Source organism: Nonomuraea sp. NPDC050310 (assembly GCF_040655795.1).
In the GTDB taxonomy this organism is placed as follows: domain Bacteria; phylum Actinomycetota; class Actinomycetes; order Streptosporangiales; family Streptosporangiaceae; genus Nonomuraea.
The window spans coordinates 39,516-58,967 of the sequence record NZ_JBFAKP010000004.1; the positions used below are offsets into that span (position 1 = coordinate 39,516).

Here is a 19,452-nt window from a genome sequence, read left to right on the forward strand (position 1 = left end):
CAAGACGCGGGTCACACGTCGTCGGCGTCGACGATCTGGTAGGCGTACCCCTGCTCGGCCAGGAAGCGCTGCCGGTGCGCGGCGAACTCCTGGTCGACGGTGTCCCGGCTGACCACGGTGTAGAACCGCGCGCCGCCCCCGTCGGCCTTGGGCCGCAGCACCCGGCCGAGCCGCTGGGCCTCCTCCTGGCGGGACCCGAAGGTGCCCGACACCTGGATCGCGACCGCCGCCTCGGGCAGGTCGATGGAGAAGTTGGCCACCTTGGAGACGACCAGCACCTGGATCTCCTTGTCGCGGAAGGCCTGGAAGAGCTCCTCCCGCTCCTTGATCCGCGTCTCGCCCTTGATCACCGGCGCGTTGAGATGCTCGCCGAGCTCGTCGAGCTGGTCGATGTACTGCCCGATGACCAGCACCTGTTCGCCCAGGTGCTTGCGGACCAGCGCCTCGGTCACCCGGGTCTTGGCCGGCGCGGTCGCCGCGAAGCGGTAGCGCTCGTCGGACTCGCACATCGCGTAGGTCAGCCGCTCGTCGTCGCGCAGGGTGACCCGCACCTCGACGCAGTCGGCCGGGGCGATCCAGCCCTGGTTCTCCATCTCCTTCCAGGGCGCGTCGTAGCGCTTGGGGCCGATCAGCGAGAACACGTCGCCCTCACGGCCGTCCTCGCGCACCAGCGTGGCGGTGAGGCCGATGCGTCGGCGGGCCTGCAGGTCGGCGGTCATCCGGAAGATCGGCGCGGGCAGCAGGTGCACCTCGTCGTAGACCACCAGGCCCCAGTCGCGGGCGTCGAAGAGCTCCAGGTGGGAGTAGACGCCCTTCCGCTTGGCGGTCATGACCTGGTAGGTCGCGATGGTGACCGGGCGGATCTCCTTCTTGGAGCCGGAGTACTCGCCGATCTCGTTCTCGGTCAGCGAGGTGCGCTTGAGCAGCTCCTGCTTCCACTGGTGCACGCTGACGGTGTTGGTGACCAGGATCAGCGTGGTCGCCTTGGCGTGCGCGAGCGCCGCCGCGCCGACGATGGTCTTGCCGGAGCCGCAGGGCAGCACGACCACGCCCGAGCCGCCGTGCCAGAAGGCGTCGGCCGCCTCCTTCTGGTAGGGGCGCAGCGTCCAGCCCTCCTCGCGCAGCTCGATCGGGTGCGCCTCGCCGTCGACGTAGCCGGCCATGTCCTCGGCCGGCCAGCCGAGCTTGAGCAGGGCCTGCTTGATGTTGCCGCGCTCGCTCGGGTGCACCGCGACCGAGTCGCCGTCGATGCGCTCGCCGAGCATCGGCTGGATCTTCTTCGAGCGCAGCACCTCTTCGAGCACCGCGCGGTCGCTGGTGGTGAGCACCAGCCCGTGCACCGGGTGCTTGTCGAGGCGGAGCCTGCCGTACCTCGCCATGGTCTCGGCGATGTCGACGAGCAGGGCGTGCGGCACCGGGTAGCGGCTGTGCGCGATCAGCGCGTCGACGACCTGCTCGGCGTCGTGCCCGGCGGCGCGGGCGTTCCACAGCGCGAGCGGGGTGACGCGGTAGGTGTGGACGTGCTCGGGGGCGCGCTCGAGTTCGGCGAAGGGCGCGATGGCGCGGCGGCACTCGTCGGCCTTGTCGTGGTCGACCTCGAGCAGCAGGGTCTTGTCGGACTGGACGATGAGCGGGCCGTCGTTCACAGGCTCCCTTTCGTGTGCGCGGCCACAGGCGGTCGCGCCGGTACGGCTACCGCATATCCAACACGCACGGAGCCCTGAACAGTCCCTAAATCCCGCGACTGTCCAGGACGATCATCACCGCGATGAAGGCCGCCATCAGCACGAACCCGGCGGCGAACACGCTCCACGCCCAGCGGGTGAGCACGCGGGCGCGGGCGGGCTCGGTGGTGACGCGGCCGAGCGCCTTGCCGGCCACGATGGCGCCGGCGATGCCGAAGACGTTGAAGCAGGAGACGACGCCGATGAGGTTGACCACGAGGGCGACGATCGCGTTGGTGCGGGCCCGCTCGATCTCGCGGTGCACCTGGGGCGGGGGAGCGCCGTAGGCGTAGGCGGGCGGCGGATGCTGGCCGTACGGCGCCCCGTAGGGCTGGTAGGCACCGTAGCCCGGCTGGGAGTCGTAGGGCTGGGTCACGAGTCCACATTTATCACGAATTAGCCGGTCTGCCGGGCCGGAGAAACGAAACAGCGGCGGGAACCGCGAGGTTCCCGCCGCCGAGTCCGGCACTCACGCGCTCCGCGGCTCCCAGCGGAAGTGCTTGCGCGCGATGAGCACCCCGACCACGATCCAGGCGACGATCAGCAGCAGCCGCGGCCCGGCCGCCACCCATCCCTGGACGAAGTCGACCGCGGGATGCGGCGCCCCCGCGGTGAAGTCCTGACCGAAGTAGCCGATCCGGATGACGTCCACCACCGGCGAGAGCGGCAGGGCCGCCGCCACCCGCTGGACCATCTCCGGCATGCCCGCGAGCGGGAAGCTGGCCTGCGAGGTGGTCGCCAGGATCAGCATCGCGGGCAGCACGGTGATCTGGGCCGACTCGCCGGTCTTGGTGAAGCCCGACATCGCCGCCGCCATCGGCACGAACATGATCGAGCCGAGCACCACGCCGAGGAAGAGCAGCAGCGGGTTACGCGGCAGGTGGCCGCCGAGCGCGACCAGGCCGAGCGTGATGATCGCGGCGACCTGGAAGACGTAGATCAGGGTGCAGGCCAGGCCGCTGCCGCCGAAGATGGCCGCCTCCGACAGCACGCTGCCGCGCATGCGCTTGAGCACCAGCTCCTCGCGCCGGACGGTGAAGAGCGTGGTCAGGTGCATGAAGGTGACGAAGAAGCCGATGAGCGCCAGCATCCCGGTCAGGATGTAGAGCCCGGCGGGCACGCCCGCCACGTATCCGTCCTTGAGCACCAGGGCCACGCAGCCCAGCAGGAACGGGAAGGCGATCGTGGTGAAGAAGGCCATCCGGTTCCTGGTCAGCATCGCCAGGTCCAGCCTGGCCAGACGCAGGGTGTGTTCAAGCAGCATTGGCCACCTCCAGGAAGACCTCCTCCAGCGAGGCGCTCCGCACCTCCAGGCGGTCGAGGACGATTCGGTGCTCCGCGGCCCACGCCAGCAGCGAGGCCAGGGAGTTCTGGGTCAGGGCCGGGTCCGCGCCCAGCCGGTACTCGGCGGCGCCGCGCTCCACCTTGGCGGGCACGCCGCCCAGCAGGGGGAGCCCGGTGCCGGGCAGGTGGTCGGGGGCCTGGAAGGTGATGCGGTTGCCGCGCTGGGCGACGACCTCGGCGATGGTGCCGGCCACCTCGATCCGCCCGGCGTTCATGATCGCCAGCCGGGCGGCCAGCCGCTCGGCCTCCTCCAGGTAGTGGGTGGTGAGCAGGACGGTGGTGCCGGCCGCGACCAGGTCCTGGATGATCGTCCAGGTGTTGCGGCGGGCCTCGGGGTCCATGCCCGTGGTCGGCTCGTCCAGGAAGAGCACCTTGGGCTGGGAGAGCGTGGCCAGCGCCAGGTCCAGGCGGCGCTTCTGGCCGCCGGAGAGCTGCCGGACCTGCACGCCCGCCTTGTCCTCCAGGTCGACCCGGCCGAGCACCTCGGAGACCGTCAACGGCTTGGCGGGGGAGACGTCCCGCCAGAACCGGACCGTCTCCGACACCGTCAGATCGCTGAAGAAGCCGCCTTCCTGCAACATCAGGCCGACGTGCGGCCGGACCTTCGCCCGGTCGGCATGCGGGTCGTGGCCCAGGACGCGCACCGTGCCCGAGGTGGGCGGGCGGAAGCCCTCCAGCACCTCGATCGTGGTGGTCTTGCCGGCGCCGTTCGTGCCCAGCAGCGCGAACAGCTCGCCCTGCTGTACCTCGAAGGAGATGCCGCGCACGGCCTCGAAGTCGCCGTAGCGCTGGTGCAGGTCCCGGACGACGATGGGGGACTGGGGGGTCGCATTCACGGTTCTGTCTCGTCTCGAAAGGGTGTGAAGAGCCATGATCACCTGACCATCTCGTAGGATTTGATCATTGAGAGATCGCCGACGGCAACGCCGGTGATGAAGCCGGGGTCGAAAAGCCGGGCCGCGGCGGCCCGTACCTCCTCGTGCGTGACGGTGGCCAGCGCGTCGCCGTGCCGCACCAGCTCTTCCGGGGCGCGCTCCAGCAGCGCGGTGGCCAGGCCGGCGGCGTCGCCGACCGACTCCAGCCACCGGCCGACCAGGTAGGCACGGGCGCGCTCGATCTCCTGCGCGGTGAACGGCTCGGTGGTCACGCCTTCCAGGAGGCGCGCGAACTCCTCGATCGCCGTCCGCGCGGCCTCGCGCCGGACGTCGAACGAGCTCAGCACGAGGCCGCTCGGCTCCAGCGCGGTGCGCGCCGAGTAGGTCAGCCGCAGCCGGTCCCGCATGGTCGTGGCCAGCCGCGAGGAGGAGTGGCCGCCGAAGACCGCGCTCGCCAGCTCCACCGCGGGCGTGGGCTCGGCGACCGTGCCGAACAGGAGCTGCACCTGGGCGGCGCCGTCGCGGTGCAGTCCCCGCCAGGCCTTCTTCCGGTACGGCGGAGCCGCCGCGGCGACCGGTTCCGCGCTGCCCCGCCAGCCGGCCAGCGCGTCGGCGGCCAGCGCGAGGGTGTCCTGCGGGTCGAGCTCGCCGGCGACGACGAGCGTGGCGCCGCCCGGCCGCAGCCGGCTGCGGTGCAGGCCCGCCAGGCTCTCCGCGCTCACCTGGTCGACCGGCCCCGACACCTCCGGCGCGAGACCGACCAGGCGGCGTACGGCCCCGCGCGCGGTCGTGGCCGGATGGGCGGCGAGCGCGGCCAGTTGCCGCGTCACCAGGCCCCGGATGGCCGCGATGTCGTCGGCGGCGTAGCCGTCGTCCTGGATCAGCGCGGAGGCGACGACCTCCAGCGCCTGCCGCAACGTCCTCGCCGGGCCGTCCCCGCTCAGCACGAGCCGGCGGGTGTCGGCCAGCGGCAGCACGGTCCAGCCGGCGCGCTCCAGCTCGGCCGCCCGAGGGCAGCGGCTCTCGCGCAACACCATCGCGCCCAGGATCGAGGCGTCGGCCGCCTCGCCGGAGGCGATCGGGACGCAGAGCCGTACGGCGGCCAGGGGAAGGCCGGGGCAGCGGACGGCGAGCACGCGCAGCCCGTTCGGCAACGTGGCCGAGGCCGACTCGGGCACCCGCGCCGGGCGGTGGCCGCCGAGCGGGGGCAGGCCGGCCGGCTCGGCGCCGGAGGCGGCGGCCGTGCGCTGGTGGACGGTCTCGGGTTCGGCGGGCACGGGAGCCAGCGGCGCACGCCGGCCGCCGTCGCCCGTACCCGGCCGGGTCTCGGCCGGGGTCACCAGCACCAGCGCGCGCGGCTGGCCGCCCAGCCGTCGCCCGGCCTGCGTGACCTGCTCGGCGGTGATCCGGTGCAGCCGCTCCGGCAACTCGCCGAGCAGGTGCGGGGCGTCGAACAGCAGCTCCAGCCGGCTCAGTGCGCGGGCCCGCTCGACCGGCCGGGCGTGGGCGCGGCTCCACGCGGCGCCGGCTCGGACGGCGGCGCCCTCCAGCTCGCTCGCCGACAGGTCCGGCACGCTCAGCTCGTCCTCGATCAGCGCGAGCACGCGCTCGGCGGAGCCCTGGTGGTAGGCGGCGACGGAGAAGGTGTCGGGGTGCCGGGCGCGCAGGATGCCCCCGGCGGGACCGCAACCGGAGCGCACGGTGACCTCGCCGAGCCCGGCCTCGGTCAGCGAGCGCCGCAGCCGGCTGCTGAGCCCGTCGGTCAGCAGGGCGGACAGCAGCACATGGGCGAGGTAGCCGTCGAGGTCGGCGGCCGGGTCGGGCAGGGGATAGCCGACGGCCAGGGCCGGCGCGGTCGCGTGCTGGTCGACCTGCCGGAGCTCGCCGCCGCGCGGCTGCTCGTCGATCCGGCCGGGCAGCGGCTCGCGGCCGGCGATGTCGCCGAAGTGGCGCTCGATCAGCTCCACGTCGGGCTCAAAGTCGCCGCAGATCGCCAGCACCGCGTTGGCCGGGTGGTAGTGGCGCTCGAAGAACTCCCGGCAGTCGGCCACTCCGGCCGCCTCCAGGTCGCCGAGCTCGCCGTAGCCGTCGTGCGTGCAGGCGAAGGAGGTGTAGAGCGTCCGCGCCAGCAGGGTTCCGGGGAAGCGCGCGTAGGGACGGCTCAGCACGTTGCGCCGGATCTCGTCCCTGACCACCTCGCGTTGCTTGGTCAGCGCCGCCTCGTCCAGGAGCGGCGCGCGCATCCGGTCGGCCTCCAGAAACAGCACCCGTTCCAGGGCCCCGCCGGGCACGCTCGCGTAGAAGTTGGTGGCGTCCGGGCCGGTCGTGCCGTTGAAGCTGCCGCCGGAGGCCTGGATCACCCGGCCGTGGGCGCCGGGCGGGACGTGCCGGCTCCCCTCGAACATCAGGTGCTCGAAGAGGTGCGCGAACCCGGCCCGGCCGGGCGGCTCGGTGCGGAAGCCCACGCCGTAGTGGACGCTGACCCCGACCGTGGTGGCGGCCGGGTCGGGCGCCAGAACGAGACGCAGCCCGTTCGGCAGGCAGGCGCGGATGAGTTCGCGCATGATGACATTCCCTCTCTGGCAGATAAGGGCAGGTTGGTGCAATTTCGTTGACCCTTGTCGGGCCGGTTTCCTAGCGTTGAAGTTCAGCCTGTGGCGCCCGCCGGGTGGCGCCGGAGAAGAGGACGAGAATGGCCACGACGCGAGGGGACCGGGCGTGCACTGTTCCGGTCGGCGAATATGAGTGCTGCTTTCAATCCGGCCTGGAATCTGCTTTTGGCCCCGAGCTTCTCCATCAGTTCCGCGGTTACCCGCCGGACGGTGCGCAATGAGACGCCGAGACTCCGGGCCGCCGCCTCATCGGTGCATCCTTGTGCGAGAAGCTGCAGGACCTGCCATTCGCGGGCGGAGATGGGCTGCGCGGCCGGCGCCGTTACGCCGAGCCTGGCAGCGGCTGCCCCCCGTGCTTGGGCGCGGGAGAGCAGGAGTGTCATGCCCGTTTCCGGACGGACCACGGTGAGGGCTTCCCCGTCGGCGCGGCGCAACAGGGCGAGCTCTTCCAGCAACATCAGGCAGCGACGGACCGCGGACGGTTCGCCGTCCAGCCGCTGCACCAACTCCATGAAGGTCAGCGCCGGGCCGGCGGCCAGCAGCGCGTAGACCTGGACGACCTCCACCTCCTCGGTCATGACTCCGCCCCCTTGGCGAGCAGCAGGACCAGGGCGCTGGTCAGCGTCCGGCCGCACTCCTCCAGTTCGGCCACCTCGACGTGCTCGCCGGGCCGCCGGGTCCTGGTCGTGTCGCCGGGCCCGTAGAGCACCATGGGCACGCCGAGTTCCTGGAAGACGTGGGCGTCGCTGGGGCAGGGGTACTGGCACCAGCTCAGGCCGGGGTTGACCGTGCGCAGCAGGTCGGCGAAGGTCGTGTGGCCCAGGCTCGTGGCCGGGGACAGCAGCTCGCGCTCGCTCCAGCTCGGCAGCGGCAGCCCGGCCGGGTGGAACCGGTCGTGCAGCCGGTCGTCGATCACCTTCCTGGCCACCTCCGCCGGCAGCAGCGGCGGCAGGGCCAGGGTGAAGTCCACCTCGCCGGACAGGGCGGGCGTGGACGGGTCGAGGCCGGCGGCCACCCGGCCGGGCAGGACGTACCTGATGCCCTGCCGGGTGGGGTAGAGCTGGCGCAGCTCCTCGTTGGCGTCGTTCAGGGCGAGTACGGCGGCCGCCGCGTGCGTCGCCGCGTTGTGGACGTCGGCGGCGTAGGCCATCGGCCCCGGCGCGCCCCAGCTCGTGAGCCGGTGGCGGGAGAAGCCGTAGGCGGTCGTGCAGACGTGCCGGTCGGTCGGCTCGGTCAGGATCGCCAGCTCGGCGTCGTCCAGGAGCGCGGCGAGCGCGTTCGTGCCCGCGCCGTCGCGGTGCCCGTCGGCCACGAGCTGGACGGTGAGCCGGCCGTGCAGGTCGCTGCGCCGGGCCAGCTCCGCCACCGCGGTGACGATCGTGGCCACGCCGCCGAGCATGTCGCTCGTGCCCGTGCCGTGGATCCGGCCCGAGCGCAGCTCCCCGCCCGAGTCGTCCATGATCGGCTGGTCGATGTCGAGGTGGCCGTTGAGCACCACGTGGCGCCCGCCGGGCCCGAGGTCGCAGGTGGCCAGCACCTGCCGGGCGCCGTCTCGCTCGCGGAGCTCGGCGGTCAGGCCGTGCTCGGTCAGCTCGGCGGCGGTCAGTTCGGCGGCGAGCGCCGCGCCGTCGCTCGCGTGGGTGGGTCGCAGGCCGGCGAGCCTGGATGTGAGCTCCGCTGTGGAGAGGGTCATCGTTTCACCTCCTGGTCAGGACGGTAGGGAATGCTGCTTGCCGGGAGTAGGGAGAAGATGCCAGGTGTCAGGCATTGACCATCCGGCGTTGCGCGGCGGTCTCCTGCTCGTGCAGCAAGCACCTGGTCAGGCCCTCGGCGAGCAGGGTGGTGGCGTGGAAGCCCAGCTCGGCGCGGGCGCGGCTGACCGACGGGATCTGTACGGCCAGCGGCCGGCCGTGCCCGCGACGGCCGTTCGTGGTGATGGTGGCGGAAGTTCCTGCCAGCCGGATCGCCAGCCGCGCGGCGTCGCGCAGGCTGATCGTCTCGAACGAGGCGAGGTTGTAGACGGCGTACGGGCGCTCGTCCAGGTTGGCGCGGCCGACCGCGGCGACGATCCCCCTGGCCACGTCCGCGACGTAGGTGAAGTTGCGCAGTTGCTGCCCGCCGCCCGGCAGGGGGATGGGGTGCCCGCCGAACGCGGCCCGCACGACCCGGCCCAGGGTGGACTCGGCCGGCTGGCCCGGGCCGTACAGCCCGAAGGGCCGCACGACGGTCGAGGCGCGGCCCGGGAGCCGCCCGAACTGCTCGGTGAGCCGCTCGCCGATGACCTTGGCGCGGGCGAAGCGGCTCTGCGGGGCGAGCGCCTCGTCCTCGTCGAAGGCCCGTCCGGGGCCGTCGCCGTAGACGTCGGGGGAGGAGTAGAAGAGCACGTGCCGGCAGCCCTGGCTGATGGCCGCGGAGGTCACCGCCGCGGTGCCGCTGACGTTGGCGGAGTACGGCACGGCGTGCCCTTCCTCCGAGCCGAGGTGGATGAGGTCGCGCGCCCCGGTGACCGCGCGGTAGAGCGCGGCCGGGTCGCCCGTCCCGCCGGCGACGTGTTCGACGCGCAGGCCGGGCACGAGTTCTGGCGGGGTGCGGCTGAGCACCCTGACCACCGTGCCGGGCCGGGTGAGGCTCAACTGCTCCAAAATGAAGTTCCGGAGAAAGCCTGACCCGATAATCGCGAGAGCTGTTTCCATGACATTCTCCCTGGTTATTCGTCTGGCGTTGTCTGGAGAATAGGCCGGTGGTCTTCCTTGAGTGAGAGATAAGCTGCCATTTGGCATTGAAAGCCCCTCCTGCCCGCCTGTACGGTGTGCTGGCGAGTCCATTCTTTGGAGGGGATAGTCGTGGCGCGCTCCGGTGGTGGCGAGAGCGGGGAACTGTCCATCGACCGGGTTTTGGAGCTCATGGACGGCCTGCTGCCGGAGGCGGCGTCGCAGGGGTATGCCCTGCTGCTGGAGCGGGGGGACTGTTCGGAGGAGGACGCGGCCCGGCTCGTCGGCGCGGAATGCCTGGCCGAGCTGCTCAGGCGCGGGCTGGCGCACCCGGTCTCCCGGGACAGCCGCACGGTCAAGGTGATCAGGGCGACCGACCCCACCCTGGCCTTCCACGACGTGCTGCACGAGCTGCAGTCACGGCTGACCGAGTCGAGCAACCGGTTGCTCGACGCCCATCAGCGGATCGGCGACATCCAGCGCATCTTCGCCAGGAGGACCGCGGAACAGGACCCCGAGGACGCCATCAGGCTGGTGACCGACCGGCAGGAGATCCAGTCGCTGTCGGTCTCGCTGATCAACATGGCGCAGTCCGACTACATGGGCCTGCACACCTGGCGCTTCGTCGTGGCCCCGCGCAAGGGCAACTTCGCGCCCAGGCCGCCCAGCGTGCTGGAGCGCAAGGTGCGGCGGCGCTCGATCTACTCGACCGAGTACTTCGACAACGAGGTGGGGTACGTCACCATCCAGACGGCCATGTCGGTCGGTGACGAGGTGCGCATCCACCGGCACCTGCCGATGAAGCTGAAGCTCATCGACGAGGACGCCGCTCTGCTTCCGCTCAGCCCCACCGGGGTCACCGGGGTGCTGCTGGTCAGAGCGCCGGTCGTGGTGAAGGCGCTACGTCAGTATTTCGAGCTGCTCTGGCACCGTGCCACTCCGGTCGGGGACGGGAGCGCTCGGCAGGCCGGCGAGGGCATGCCGAGCGAGATCCACCGGCAGGTGCTCAAGATGATGGCACTGGGAATGAAAGACGAATCCATCGCGAATCGCACCGGAATGAGTCTTCGCACGGTCAGGCGCCATATCGCGACCATCATGGAAATGCTTTCCGTGGAAACGCGTTTCGCCGCAGGAGTAACCGCGGCGAAACGCGGCTGGGTCGAATAGCGCCATCTCGATCAGGTCCACTCGTCGTCGTCCGGGCACTGCACGCCCAGGGGGGCGTTGCAGCCGGCGACGACCGTGATCTTCGAGGTCGCGGGCTCGCTCACCGCCGCGTGCACCGTGGCGAAGGTGAAGACGGAAGCGGCGGCCAGGGCGAGGGCGGTGAGGGCGCGGCGAGCGTTCATGGCTTCTTCCTTTGCTTCTTGGTGGCTGGTGATGGTCCAGACATTAGGCCGGAACAAAGCCGCCAAGAAGGAAGGAGATGTCATGTGGCAACATGTACACCTATTGCCACATTACAAGAGCTTTGTGTGCTTGCTGCAGAATGTCAGAATATCGGCGTTGAGCTGGACGTTTGTCGTCACGGCGCGGGTGCCGTGCCCGGCCGCCCGCTCGACCCGGAGCAGCACCTCGTTCGGTGAGGCCCACTGCAGCGCCGCGCCCATCTTGCGGGCGTGCGCCGGATCGACCCGGGTGTCGGCCTCGGCCACCGTGAGCAGCGTGGCCGGATAGCGCACGCCGGCCTCGACCCGGTGGTAGGGCGAGTAGGCCAGCAGGTGCCGGAAGTGCTCGGGGTCGGCGGCCGTGCCGTACTCGGAGGTCCAGGCCGGGCCCAGGCCCGACCGCTCGTAGCGGACCATGTCGAGCAGGGCCGAGGAGCTGACCGCGGCGGCGAACAGGTCGGGCCGCTGGGTGAGCGCCGCGCCCACCAGCAGGCCGCCGTTGGACCCGCCGGTGATGGCCAGGCGGTCGGCCGTGGTGCGGCCGGTGGCGATCAGGTGCTCGGCGGCGGCCAGGAAGTCGTCGAAGACGTTCTGCTTGCCCGCCAGCATGCCCGCCCGGCGCCACTGCTCGCCGCGCTCGCCGCCGCCGCGGATCCGGGCGATGGCGTAGCCGCCGCCGGCCTCGATCCAGGCCAGCGCGACCGGGTTGTAGGCCGGGACCATCGACAGGCCGAAGCCGCCGTAGCCGAACAGGATGAACGGCCGCGGCCCCGGCGCCCCGAGCACGGTGAGCTGCACCCGGGTGCCGTCCCGCGAGGTGTACTCCTCGGTCGTGCCGCCGACCGCGGGCAGGTCGGCGTGGCCGGGCGGGGCCTCCCACAGCGTGGTCCGCCCGGTCTCGGCGTCGAACCGGAAGACCGACACCGGGGTGGTGTAGTCGGTGTAGGCGAACCACACCTCCCGGCCGCCCTCCGGCCGCACGGCCAGCCCGGCGACCGTGCCCTGACCCGGAGTGGGCACCAGGCCCACCAGCTCGCCCGTGGCGGGATCGTGCCGGGTCAGCTCCGCCAGGCACTGCCGGGTCCTGTTGACCACCAGTTCCCCGTCGAGCAGCACGAAGTCGGCCAGCACCGCCTCGGGATCCTCCGGGACGAGGTCACGCCAGTGCTCGGCGCCCGGCCGGGCCGGGTCGGTGACCGCGATCCGCCCGCGCGGCGCATCGAGGTCGGTCAGCACGTAGGCGCGGCCGTCGGGTCCCACTCGCAACGCGGTGTGCGCGTCCACGCCGACCTGGACCGGGCGCAGCGCCGGGGACTCGGCCGGCGCCTGCCGGAGGTCGGCCAGCCACAGGTCGTTGGCCGGCGAGGTCCCGAGGGCCGCGGAGATGGTGAGCCAGCCGTGCCGGACGTCCAGCCGGTAGTGCGTGGCGGCATCGCGGCCCTCGCCGAACACCAGGGCGTCGGAGTCCGCGTCGGCGCCCACGTGGTGCAGGTAGACGTGGCGCGGCCCGTCGGCGATCCGCCGGACGTAGTAGAAGGACTTGCCCTCGGGCAGCCAGGCGATCGGCGAGTAGCGGGTGCCGTCGATCGGGCCGTCGAGGACCGTCCCGGTGGCCACGTCGAGGACGTACAGCAGGGACTGCTCGGTGCCGCCGGTGGACAGCTCGTAGGCGAGCAGCGTGCCGTCGTCGGAGGGCTGCCAGAGGTCGATCGTCTCGTTCCGGGCGGGCGCGAGCAGGACGCGGTCGGTGCCGTCGGGGTCGACGACGTGCAGCGCGAGGCGGTCGGCCTCGGGGGCGCGGCGGATGACGAAGCGCCGTCCGCCCCGCCAGGCCGGCGGGCCGACGTAGCCGGTGCGCTCCAGCTCGGCCAGGCGGGCGGCGAAGCGGGCGTGGACGCCGGCCGTGGCCTCCGCGTGCGCCGCGAACAGCTCCTCCTGGCGGTCCAGCCACTCGCGGGTCTCCGGGGCGTCCGGATCCTCCAGCCAGCGGTACGGGTCGGCCACCTGGACGCCGTGCAGGTCTTCGGTCAGGTCGAGGCGGGGGGCGGTGCTCATGGTCGTCCTTCCATCACGTCAGCCACGATGTCCAGGTACTTCGTCAGTTGTGGATCCCAGCCGACATAGGCGGCGTAGTCGTGCGCATGGGTCAGCACCCGCAGCGGGACCAGCCCTTCGACGGCGACCGGTTGTCCGTAGCCGTCCTGTACGGCCCGCCGCAGCGCCTCGTAATCGGCGCTCAGGGCCGGGGCCAGGCCGTGCGCGACGGCCAGTTCCAGTTCCGACAGCTCGGCCAGCAACCAGGCGACGTCGAGCGAGCCGCTGCCCCTCGCCAGGAACTCGCCGGACAGCAGGGCTGGTTCGGGGCCGGGGACGATCAAGGCCAGGCTCGCCGCGCCGTGCAGCAGGTCACCGCCGGGCGGTCCCAGCAGGGTGGCGCACCTGTCCAGGAGCCGGTCGAGCCTGGCAGGTCCCAGCCGGCCGGCCGCCGCCCGGTGCAATGCGGGGGCGGACTCGCCGGTGGCCAGCCAGGTGGCGAGCCGGGCCACGCCGGGATGGGGGCGGGTCACCTCCGGCGGGGCGGGAAGGCGGTGCAAGGCGGCCAAGGCGGCGCCGGCGGCGTGCAGCGCCTGCCGTACCAAGGGTTGCTGGTCGGGGAAGGCCAGCCAACTGGCGGCCGGCAGCGGGCCGTGGGCCAGGTAGGTCAGGCTCAGGCCCGGCTCGGCGATGGGCCGGACCGGCAGGCGGAGCGCGGGGTGCAGGTCCGTGAGCGTACGGCGCAGCGAGCCGGGCAGCGGCGCGGGCGGGGGGACGTAGGCGGGACCGGGCTCGCGCCGCCACCGGAAGGCGTCGCCCTCCGGCTCGACGGTGGTGCGGACCAGCCGCGTGGCGAACTGCGTCATGCCGTCAGCTCCTGCTGGGCGCGGCGCTCCTCGATCAGGGTGAGCAGGAGCGACAGGGGAGCCGCCACGGAGGCGTCGTGCCGGCCGGTGGAGATGCTCAGCCCCGGCCGGGGCGGAGCGATGACGATGTTGGGCCGCCGTTCCAGGACGGCCCGGTGGTCCAGGTAGGCCGGGCTGTCCAGGCCGTGCGGCGGCAGCGAGGGCGCCAGGCCGATGTAGGCCGGTGTGCACTGCAGGGCGAGCATCGCCGGGGTGTCGCCCAGGCCGAGCGCCAGGCGGGCCAGGAAGTTGAGGCTCGCCGGGTAGACCAGGATGGCGTCCGGCCAGTTGCTCATCTCCACGTGCGGCGCCTCGACACCCACGTGGGCCGGCCACTCGTCCGACACCGCGGGCTGGCCGCAGAGCGTGCTGAGCGCGTCGAGGGTGACGAAGCGTTGCGCGCTGCGGGTGGCGACCGGGCGGACGACCAGGCCGGGGTAGCCGGCGCGGAGCCAGCTCAGCCAGCCGGGGATGAAGGCCGCGGAGAGGGCGCCGGTGATCACGATGAGCAGCCGGTTGCCCGAGAAAGGTGGATAAATCAGGTTAGGTGTGGTCACGGAGTGCCTCCAGGATCTCTTCCGCCTCCGCCAGGGCCGCGGTGGGTCCGTCGGCCAGGCAGACGCCTGCGGTGTTCACGACGAGCTCGTCGACGCCCGCCTCGACGTACTCGCCCAGCCGGGCCGCGATGCCGCCTGCCGTACCGCTCAGGAAGACGCCGGAGGCGACCAGCGCGTCCGGTGCGGCCGCGACGCCGGCTCGGGCGAGCATGTCGGCGTAGTGCGGGGCGTTCAGGTGGTGGCCGGCGGCGAGGCCGGCCAGCCGGGCCGGGTCGCGCCCGGGACGGTCGAGGGCGGCGTGCACCACGGTGACCAGGCGCGGACGCCGGGCGCCCGCGCGCAGGATCGGCACGATGACCTCCCGCAGGTAGGCGGGCGGGGTCAGCCAGGTGATGGCCACGTCCGCGCAGTCGGCGGCGGCCCGCGCCATGGCCGGGCGCAGCACGCCCGCGCCGACCTCGACCGCCGGGTGCTCCAGCGGCGGCAGCCGGAAGCCGCGCAGCTCGCCGCCGTCGATCAGCTCGCGCACGGTCGTCAGGTAGGCGCGGGCCTCCCGCACCGGGCTGTCGTACGGCCGGCCGGTGAGCGCGGCCACGAACTCGGGCGAGGAGGCGCCGAACCCGGCGACCACCGGGTGTCCGGTCAGCGCGGCCAGCGAGCGCGCGTCCACCGCGGCCTGCAGCGGATGCTTGAGCGGCATCAACGTCACCGACGTGCCGACCGGGACCCCGCACCCGGCGAGGAGCTGGCCGGTGTCGGCCCGCAGGGACTGCCCCAGCCACAGCCGCCGCGCCACCCCGCGCTTGACGAGACCCGCGTAGCGCCGGGCGGCGGCGGCCGAGCCGGGCTGGATCGGCAGGATGATCGAGGCACGGGTCATGGGGTCAGAGCTCCAGCGCCGGCGAGGACAGGTTCCGGTACGGCAGGGCCGGATCGACCCCGCCCCGGGTGAGCGAGGAGTGCAGCGCCTCGGCCGGCGTGCCCTCGCCCGAGGCGGCGGCCAGCAACGCCTCGGCGACCAGCCGGGCGCGGTGCTCGCCGAAGCTCAGCAGCCGCATGCCGACCCGGGTGTCCACCGGATCCCAGGCGATGGCGAGCCCGGGCCCGACCCGGTGCGCGAAGGCCGACACGTCGTCCACCAGGCCCTCAGCCGTGGACAGCGCGGCGACCAGCGAGGCCAGCGCCGGCCAGGCGGGCTCTTCGAGGTAGATGACCAGGGCGTCGCGGCGGGGATAGCCGGACGAGCGGGAGAACGCCTTGGCCCGGTAGGGCAGCTCGCGCTCCTCCAGCAGGGAGAGCGCGGTCCGCAACGCCGGCGCGGCGTGCGCGGGGGCGGCGAGGTGGACGTAGAGGCGCAGGATGGGCCCGTCGCCGAGCACGGTGCCGGCCGAGCCGTCCACCAGGAAGAAGCCCGGCGAGAGGGTGGGCCGGATGGCGTCGGCCTGGATGAGCGCGCGGCCGATCTGCCCCGGGCCGGTGGGCGCGAAGGCGAGCGAGCGCTCCCCGGGCGCCTGCTCGGTCAGCGAGAGCACGCGGTCGGCGGGCAGCCGCACCCGGACGCCGAGCAGGTCGACGACCCAGGAGGACTCGCCCTGCTCGTAGACCGGCGCCAGGACCTTGCTCAGCCGGTGCGGGACGGCCTCGGTGAGCGCGGACTCCAGCGGCAGGTCACGGGTGCCGGGCCGGATGGTGGGGTCGTTGGCCTGCCCGATGTGGAACCGCTCGTAGAGCGCCCCGCTCAGCGCGGACCACAACGCGCGCGCGCCGTCCGCCTCGATCGTCTCGTCGCCCACGCGGGCGCGGAGCCGGTCGGGCTCGAGGTGGACCGCCTCTGCCACGGCCGCCAGGCCGGCGGCGATCGTCATTTCTTCGACTATGCCCATGCCAGCCAAAGTAAGGGGAATTCCTATTGGTCGGAGGCGGGGTGGCACCACGCTGCTGCGAAATGGCAGCACGGTGCCACGGCACTGGCGCGGGCCCGATCAGGGGGGTGATTATTGAGTTGTCCGCAAGGGCGCCGAAACAAAAAACAAAGAGTTCCGAGGAGAAATATCATGGCTGAGAAGGACCTGGTCGACGGTTACAACGCCTACACCGACTCCGAGGAGATCGCCTTCGACGAGAACGCCAACGAGGAGTCCCCCAGCACCCCGTGGTGCGTCGTGAGCATCGTGGTCACCGCCTCCGCCGGCTGCTGACGACGCCGCTCATTCGAGCCGCCGGCCGGGCGCTCCTCAGCCCGGCCGGCTCCTCCCCGGATTCTCTTTCGACCCACGCGCCGAGCGTGTTCACCATATGCTTCCGGCCCCGCCTGCCCCTGCAGGCGGGGCCGATTTCTCGTGCGCCGGCACGCCGGCACGCGGAAGGGCCCGCACCCCGGAGGGTGCGGGCCGTTCTGTCCTGCGAGGGGGCGGGTTTCAGCAGCCGGCCGAAGCGGTGACCACGATGCTGAGGACACACCACGGGCTGGTGGGGGCCTCCTCCTGGGCGTTCTCGTCGAACGCGATCTCCTCGGAGTCGGTGTAAGCCTTGTAACCGTCGACCAGGTCCTTCTCGGCCATGATGTTTTTCTCCTATGAGTATTTGTTTCTTGTTTTTGTTTTCGCGTCCTTGCGGATAACTCAATGATTGCCTGCGCAGAATCGCCTCCGCAAGCGTCTGGCAGCTTGCGGACACGCCTATTGATGGGGACGTGAAACGCCTTCATCATCTGCGAATATGCTGCGAAAAGAGAGAATCGAGGCCACCTCGCTGGCCGCCGCATCGGAAGTGAACGCGCTGCTGGAGCGGCTGGGCCTGGGCCGGCTGGAGGACGACGGGGTCAGCGCCTTCGCCGGCCGCAACAACAACTGGGCCGGCCAGACCTCGCTCGACGTGCCGGTCTTCGTCAAGCGGCTCGACGGGGAGAGCGCGGAGTCGCTCACCCGGTTCCGGCGGGTGCTCGACCTCCAGGCTCTGCTCGCGGCTCAGCCGGAGACGGAGCTGCGCTGCCCGCCGCTGCTGGCCGCCGACGAGGACAGCCGGCTGCTGGTGTTCCACTGGCTGCGCGAGGCCAAGGCCGGGAACGTGCTGGCCGCCGACGGCGAGTTCACCGTCGAGCACGCCTACCGGGCGGGGCGCGGCATCGGGGCGCTGCACCAGCTTCCGGCCGCCGCCGACACCAGCGCGCACCCGCTGCCGCCGCTGTGGGCGTTCAAGGCGATCCCGCTGTCGTTGTTCTCCGCCTCCCGCGTGGCCGAGCTGCGTTACTGGGCGTTGCTGCAGAACGACGCCGCGCTGGTCGAGGCGCTGGAGGCGCTGCGGGAACGCGAGCGGGAGGTGGCGCACCGGCCGATCCACGGCGACCTGCGGCTCGACCAGTTCCTCCAGGACGACACCGGCTTCTACGTCCTCGACTGGGAGGAGTTCCGGATGGCCGACCCGGCGCGGGACGTCGGGGCCTTCGCGGGGGAGTGGCTGCACCACGCGATCCGGAAGGTCAACTCGGACGTGGAGCAGGTCTTCGGGCCGGGCACGACGCTCTCCCACGAGCTGATCATGGAGCGGGGGGCGGCGGAGATCGCCGCTGTGCGGCCGCTGGTCGCCGAGTTCTGGCGGGGGTACCTCGACAGCGGGGTGCCGGTGGACGCGGAGCTGGCCGAGCGGGCCACCGGGTTCGCCGGGTGGCACCTGCTGGACCGGCTGCTGGCGACGGCCGGCATCCAGGTGCGGCTGCGGCCGATCGACCTGGCCGCGGCCGGGATCGGGCGCACGGCGCTGCTGGACCCGGCCCGCTTCGTCGCCACCATCGGCCTGGCCGTCCCGGTGAGCTAGCCGGAATTCACAGTTGGGCCCGGAGGGCCTTCCGGTCGAGTTTGAGCACGCTGGTGACCGGCACGTTGTCCACGAACCGCACCTCCCGCGGGTACTTCACCCGCCCGACCCGGGCACGGGCCCACTCGACGAGCTCGTCCCCGGAGACCTCCGCCCCCGGCCGGACCTGCACGAAGGCCACGACCTCCTCGCCCACGCGCGGGTCGGGCCGGCCGACCACGCCGGAGATGACCACGTCCGGGTGCTGGTTGAGCGCGTCCTCGACGTCGCGCGGGAAGACATTGAAGCCGCCGCGGATGATCAAGTCCTTCTTGCGGTCGACGACGTAGAGGTAGCCGTCGTCGTCGACGCAGCCGATGTCGCCGGTGTGCAGCTCGCCGTCGACCAGGGCCGTCGAATCGTCCGTGGTCTCGCCCCAGTACCCCTGCATGAGCGAGGCGCCCCGCACGCAGATCTCGCCCACGTCGCCGCACTCCACCGGTTCGCCCGCCGAGTCCCGGATGGTGATCTCGTAGCCGGGCAGCGGCAGCCCCACGCTCCCGACCCGGCGTCGGCCGGGCGGGTTGAAGCTGGTGACCGCGCTGGTCTCGGTCAGCCCGTAACCCTCCAGGATCTGCACGCCGGGCATCCGGCGCTCGAACTCCTCCAGCACCGCGCGGGTCAGCGGCGCCGCGCCGCAGGTGAGGAAACGCAGGTCGGGCAGGGGCCGCAGCTCGTCGCCGAGGGCGAGCAACATCTGCACCATCGAGGGCACGACCGTCCCGTACTGCACGCGTTGCTCGCGGGCCAGCTCCAGGAACGCCTTGGGGTCGAACCAGCGCATCAGCACCGCCTGCTGCGGCTCGGCGGCGTGCATCCCGGCGATGGTGACGATCAGCCCGTAGGCGTGCGAGAGCGGCACCGGCACGATCGCCCGGTTCGCGCCCTCCAGGTGGGACATGGCGTAGGCGTCGCGGGCGACGTTCCACAGGCCGCGGTGGTCGAGCATGACGCCCTTGGCCGTGCCGGTGGTGCCGCCGGTGTACATCAGGGCCGCCAGGTCGCCCGGGTCGCGCGCCACCGGGCCGTGCTCGCCGGCCTGCTCCAGCTCCTCGACGCCGGACAGCACCCGCACCTCGGCGCCGCTCGCCTCGACCGTCGCCAGCAGCTCGGGTGAGGCCACGACCAGCCGGGCGCCGCTGTCGTCGATGATGTGCCGCAGCTCGCCGGGTCCGACGAGGAAGACGACCGGGGTGACGACCGCGCCGGCCAGCCAGACCGCCTGGTAGAGCACCTGCACGTCGGGGGAGGTGGCCATCATCACGACCACGCGGTCGCCGGGCCGTACGCCGAGGGCGATCAGGCCGCCGCAGACGCGCCGGGCGCGGGCGGCCAGGTCGTGGCTACGGTGCCAGACGCCTTCGTAGAACAGCGCCTCGTAGTCGCCGAAGCGCTCCCATGACTCCTCGGCAAGTCGCCCCAAAGTCTGCGTCATGTCGTCAAACTA

19 protein-coding genes are annotated in these 19,452 nt (G+C 72.3%); 3 read left to right on the forward strand and 16 right to left on the reverse strand.

What is annotated here, in order from left to right; genetic code table 11:
- Positions 1 to 11: 11 nt before the first annotated feature.
- From AB0I67_RS13125 to AB0I67_RS13160, 8 genes are all read right to left on the reverse strand, one after another.
- Positions 12 to 1,646: a DNA repair helicase XPB gene (locus tag AB0I67_RS13125; protein WP_357922308.1), complete on the reverse strand. Its 1,635-nt coding sequence runs from the start codon at positions 1,644 to 1,646 to the stop codon at positions 12 to 14.
- Between the two features lie 85 nt (positions 1,647 to 1,731).
- Positions 1,732 to 2,100: a hypothetical protein gene (locus tag AB0I67_RS13130; protein ID WP_357922311.1), complete on the reverse strand. Its 369-nt coding sequence runs from the start codon at positions 2,098 to 2,100 to the stop codon at positions 1,732 to 1,734.
- 93 nt (positions 2,101 to 2,193) lie between these two features.
- Positions 2,194 to 2,988 carry an ABC transporter permease gene (locus AB0I67_RS13135; protein WP_357922313.1) on the reverse strand — a complete coding sequence of 265 codons (795 nt, stop codon included), beginning with the start codon at positions 2,986 to 2,988 and terminating at the stop codon, positions 2,194 to 2,196.
- Entirely contained in the window at positions 2,978 to 3,904 is a 927-nt protein-coding gene (locus AB0I67_RS13140; protein ID WP_357922316.1) for an ABC transporter ATP-binding protein, read from the reverse strand. Before AB0I67_RS13140 ends, AB0I67_RS13135 begins: the two co-directional genes overlap by 11 nt.
- A gap of 38 nt (positions 3,905 to 3,942) precedes the next feature.
- The gene (locus AB0I67_RS13145; protein ID WP_357922318.1) at positions 3,943 to 6,507 is read right to left on the reverse strand and encodes an insulinase family protein; all 2,565 of its coding nucleotides are present in this window, start codon (positions 6,505 to 6,507) and stop codon (positions 3,943 to 3,945) included.
- A gap of 83 nt (positions 6,508 to 6,590) precedes the next feature.
- Complete coding sequence (locus AB0I67_RS13150) at positions 6,591 to 7,133, reverse strand: helix-turn-helix transcriptional regulator (protein ID WP_357922321.1); 543 nt, start codon at positions 7,131 to 7,133, stop codon at positions 6,591 to 6,593.
- A complete protein-coding gene (locus AB0I67_RS13155; RefSeq protein WP_357922323.1) occupies positions 7,130 to 8,248 on the reverse strand; it encodes a M20/M25/M40 family metallo-hydrolase in 1,119 nt (372 codons plus the stop codon). Before AB0I67_RS13155 ends, AB0I67_RS13150 begins: the two co-directional genes overlap by 4 nt.
- Positions 8,249 to 8,315: 67 nt before the next feature.
- Complete coding sequence (locus AB0I67_RS13160; protein ID WP_357922326.1) at positions 8,316 to 9,380, reverse strand: NAD(P)-dependent oxidoreductase; 1,065 nt, start codon at positions 9,378 to 9,380, stop codon at positions 8,316 to 8,318.
- A gap of 18 nt (positions 9,381 to 9,398) precedes the next feature.
- Here AB0I67_RS13160 and AB0I67_RS13165 point away from each other — a divergent pair, with 18 nt between their 5' ends.
- Positions 9,399 to 10,436 carry a LuxR C-terminal-related transcriptional regulator gene (locus AB0I67_RS13165; RefSeq protein WP_357922329.1) on the forward strand — a complete coding sequence of 346 codons (1,038 nt, stop codon included), beginning with the start codon at positions 9,399 to 9,401 and terminating at the stop codon, positions 10,434 to 10,436.
- An 11-nt stretch (positions 10,437 to 10,447) separates the two neighbouring features.
- Here the strand turns inward: AB0I67_RS13165 and AB0I67_RS13170 are convergent, their stop codons facing one another.
- From AB0I67_RS13170 to AB0I67_RS13195, 6 genes are all read right to left on the reverse strand, one after another.
- Positions 10,448 to 10,618, reverse strand: a complete 171-nt coding sequence (locus AB0I67_RS13170; RefSeq protein ID WP_357922332.1) for a hypothetical protein — start codon at positions 10,616 to 10,618, stop codon at positions 10,448 to 10,450.
- A 111-nt stretch (positions 10,619 to 10,729) separates the two neighbouring features.
- Positions 10,730 to 12,712 (reverse strand): prolyl oligopeptidase family serine peptidase, encoded by a 1,983-nt coding sequence (locus AB0I67_RS13175; RefSeq protein WP_357922334.1) that lies wholly within the window; start codon positions 12,710 to 12,712, stop codon positions 10,730 to 10,732.
- The gene (locus AB0I67_RS13180; protein ID WP_357922337.1) at positions 12,709 to 13,557 is read right to left on the reverse strand and encodes a hypothetical protein; all 849 of its coding nucleotides are present in this window, start codon (positions 13,555 to 13,557) and stop codon (positions 12,709 to 12,711) included. Before AB0I67_RS13180 ends, AB0I67_RS13175 begins: the two co-directional genes overlap by 4 nt.
- Positions 13,554 to 14,153: a flavoprotein gene (locus AB0I67_RS13185; RefSeq protein ID WP_357922340.1), complete on the reverse strand. Its 600-nt coding sequence runs from the start codon at positions 14,151 to 14,153 to the stop codon at positions 13,554 to 13,556. The genes AB0I67_RS13180 and AB0I67_RS13185 overlap by 4 nt, the downstream gene beginning before the upstream one ends.
- Positions 14,140 to 15,033, reverse strand: a complete 894-nt coding sequence (locus AB0I67_RS13190) for an LLM class flavin-dependent oxidoreductase (RefSeq protein WP_357922342.1) — start codon at positions 15,031 to 15,033, stop codon at positions 14,140 to 14,142. The genes AB0I67_RS13185 and AB0I67_RS13190 overlap by 14 nt, the downstream gene beginning before the upstream one ends.
- 4 nt (positions 15,034 to 15,037) lie before the next feature.
- Entirely contained in the window at positions 15,038 to 16,018 is a 981-nt protein-coding gene (locus tag AB0I67_RS13195) for a T3SS effector HopA1 family protein (RefSeq protein ID WP_357922345.1), read from the reverse strand.
- A 189-nt stretch (positions 16,019 to 16,207) separates the two neighbouring features.
- Here AB0I67_RS13195 and AB0I67_RS13200 point away from each other — a divergent pair, with 189 nt between their 5' ends.
- Positions 16,208 to 16,351, forward strand: coding sequence for an LxmA leader domain family RiPP (locus AB0I67_RS13200; RefSeq protein WP_357922348.1), 144 nt, complete (start codon positions 16,208 to 16,210; stop codon positions 16,349 to 16,351).
- A 219-nt stretch (positions 16,352 to 16,570) separates the two neighbouring features.
- Here AB0I67_RS13200 and AB0I67_RS13205 read toward each other — a convergent pair whose 3' ends face one another.
- Positions 16,571 to 16,714: an LxmA leader domain family RiPP gene (locus tag AB0I67_RS13205; protein ID WP_357922351.1), complete on the reverse strand. Its 144-nt coding sequence runs from the start codon at positions 16,712 to 16,714 to the stop codon at positions 16,571 to 16,573.
- A gap of 157 nt (positions 16,715 to 16,871) precedes the next feature.
- Between AB0I67_RS13205 and lxmK the strand changes: the two genes are divergently transcribed.
- Positions 16,872 to 17,966, forward strand: coding sequence for a class V lanthionine synthetase subunit LxmK (gene lxmK, locus AB0I67_RS13210; protein WP_357922354.1), 1,095 nt, complete (start codon positions 16,872 to 16,874; stop codon positions 17,964 to 17,966).
- 7 nt (positions 17,967 to 17,973) lie between these two features.
- On the opposite strand, the gene AB0I67_RS13215 is transcribed toward lxmK, so the two are convergent.
- On the reverse strand, positions 17,974 to 19,440 hold the full coding sequence (locus AB0I67_RS13215; protein ID WP_357922356.1) for an AMP-binding protein: 1,467 nt from the start codon (positions 19,438 to 19,440) through the stop codon (positions 17,974 to 17,976).
- Between the last annotated feature and the right edge of the window lie 12 nt (positions 19,441 to 19,452).

Coding starts and splice junctions, on each gene's coding strand:
- AB0I67_RS13135 (WP_357922313.1), bottom strand. CDS start 2,988: ATGCTGCTTGAACACACCCTGCGTCTGGCCAGGCTGGACCTGGCGATG.
- AB0I67_RS13145 (WP_357922318.1), bottom strand. CDS start 6,507: ATGCGCGAACTCATCCGCGCCTGCCTGCCGAACGGGCTGCGTCTCGTT.
- AB0I67_RS13150 (WP_357922321.1), bottom strand. CDS start 7,133: ATGACCGAGGAGGTGGAGGTCGTCCAGGTCTACGCGCTGCTGGCCGCC.
- AB0I67_RS13155 (WP_357922323.1), bottom strand. CDS start 8,248: ATGACCCTCTCCACAGCGGAGCTCACATCCAGGCTCGCCGGCCTGCGA.
- AB0I67_RS13160 (WP_357922326.1), bottom strand. CDS start 9,380: ATGGACTCGCCAGCACACCGTACAGGCGGGCAGGAGGGGCTTTCAATG.
- AB0I67_RS13170 (WP_357922332.1), bottom strand. CDS start 10,618: ATGAACGCTCGCCGCGCCCTCACCGCCCTCGCCCTGGCCGCCGCTTCC.
- AB0I67_RS13175 (WP_357922334.1), bottom strand. CDS start 12,712: ATGAGCACCGCCCCCCGCCTCGACCTGACCGAAGACCTGCACGGCGTC.
- AB0I67_RS13180 (WP_357922337.1), bottom strand. CDS start 13,557: ATGACGCAGTTCGCCACGCGGCTGGTCCGCACCACCGTCGAGCCGGAG.
- AB0I67_RS13190 (WP_357922342.1), bottom strand. CDS start 15,033: ATGACCCGTGCCTCGATCATCCTGCCGATCCAGCCCGGCTCGGCCGCC.
- AB0I67_RS13195 (WP_357922345.1), bottom strand. CDS start 16,018: ATGACGATCGCCGCCGGCCTGGCGGCCGTGGCAGAGGCGGTCCACCTC.
- AB0I67_RS13200 (WP_357922348.1), top strand. CDS start 16,208: ATGGCTGAGAAGGACCTGGTCGACGGTTACAACGCCTACACCGACTCC.
- AB0I67_RS13205 (WP_357922351.1), bottom strand. CDS start 16,714: ATGGCCGAGAAGGACCTGGTCGACGGTTACAAGGCTTACACCGACTCC.
- lxmK (WP_357922354.1), top strand. CDS start 16,872: ATGCTGCGAAAAGAGAGAATCGAGGCCACCTCGCTGGCCGCCGCATCG.
- AB0I67_RS13215 (WP_357922356.1), bottom strand. CDS start 19,440: ATGACGCAGACTTTGGGGCGACTTGCCGAGGAGTCATGGGAGCGCTTC.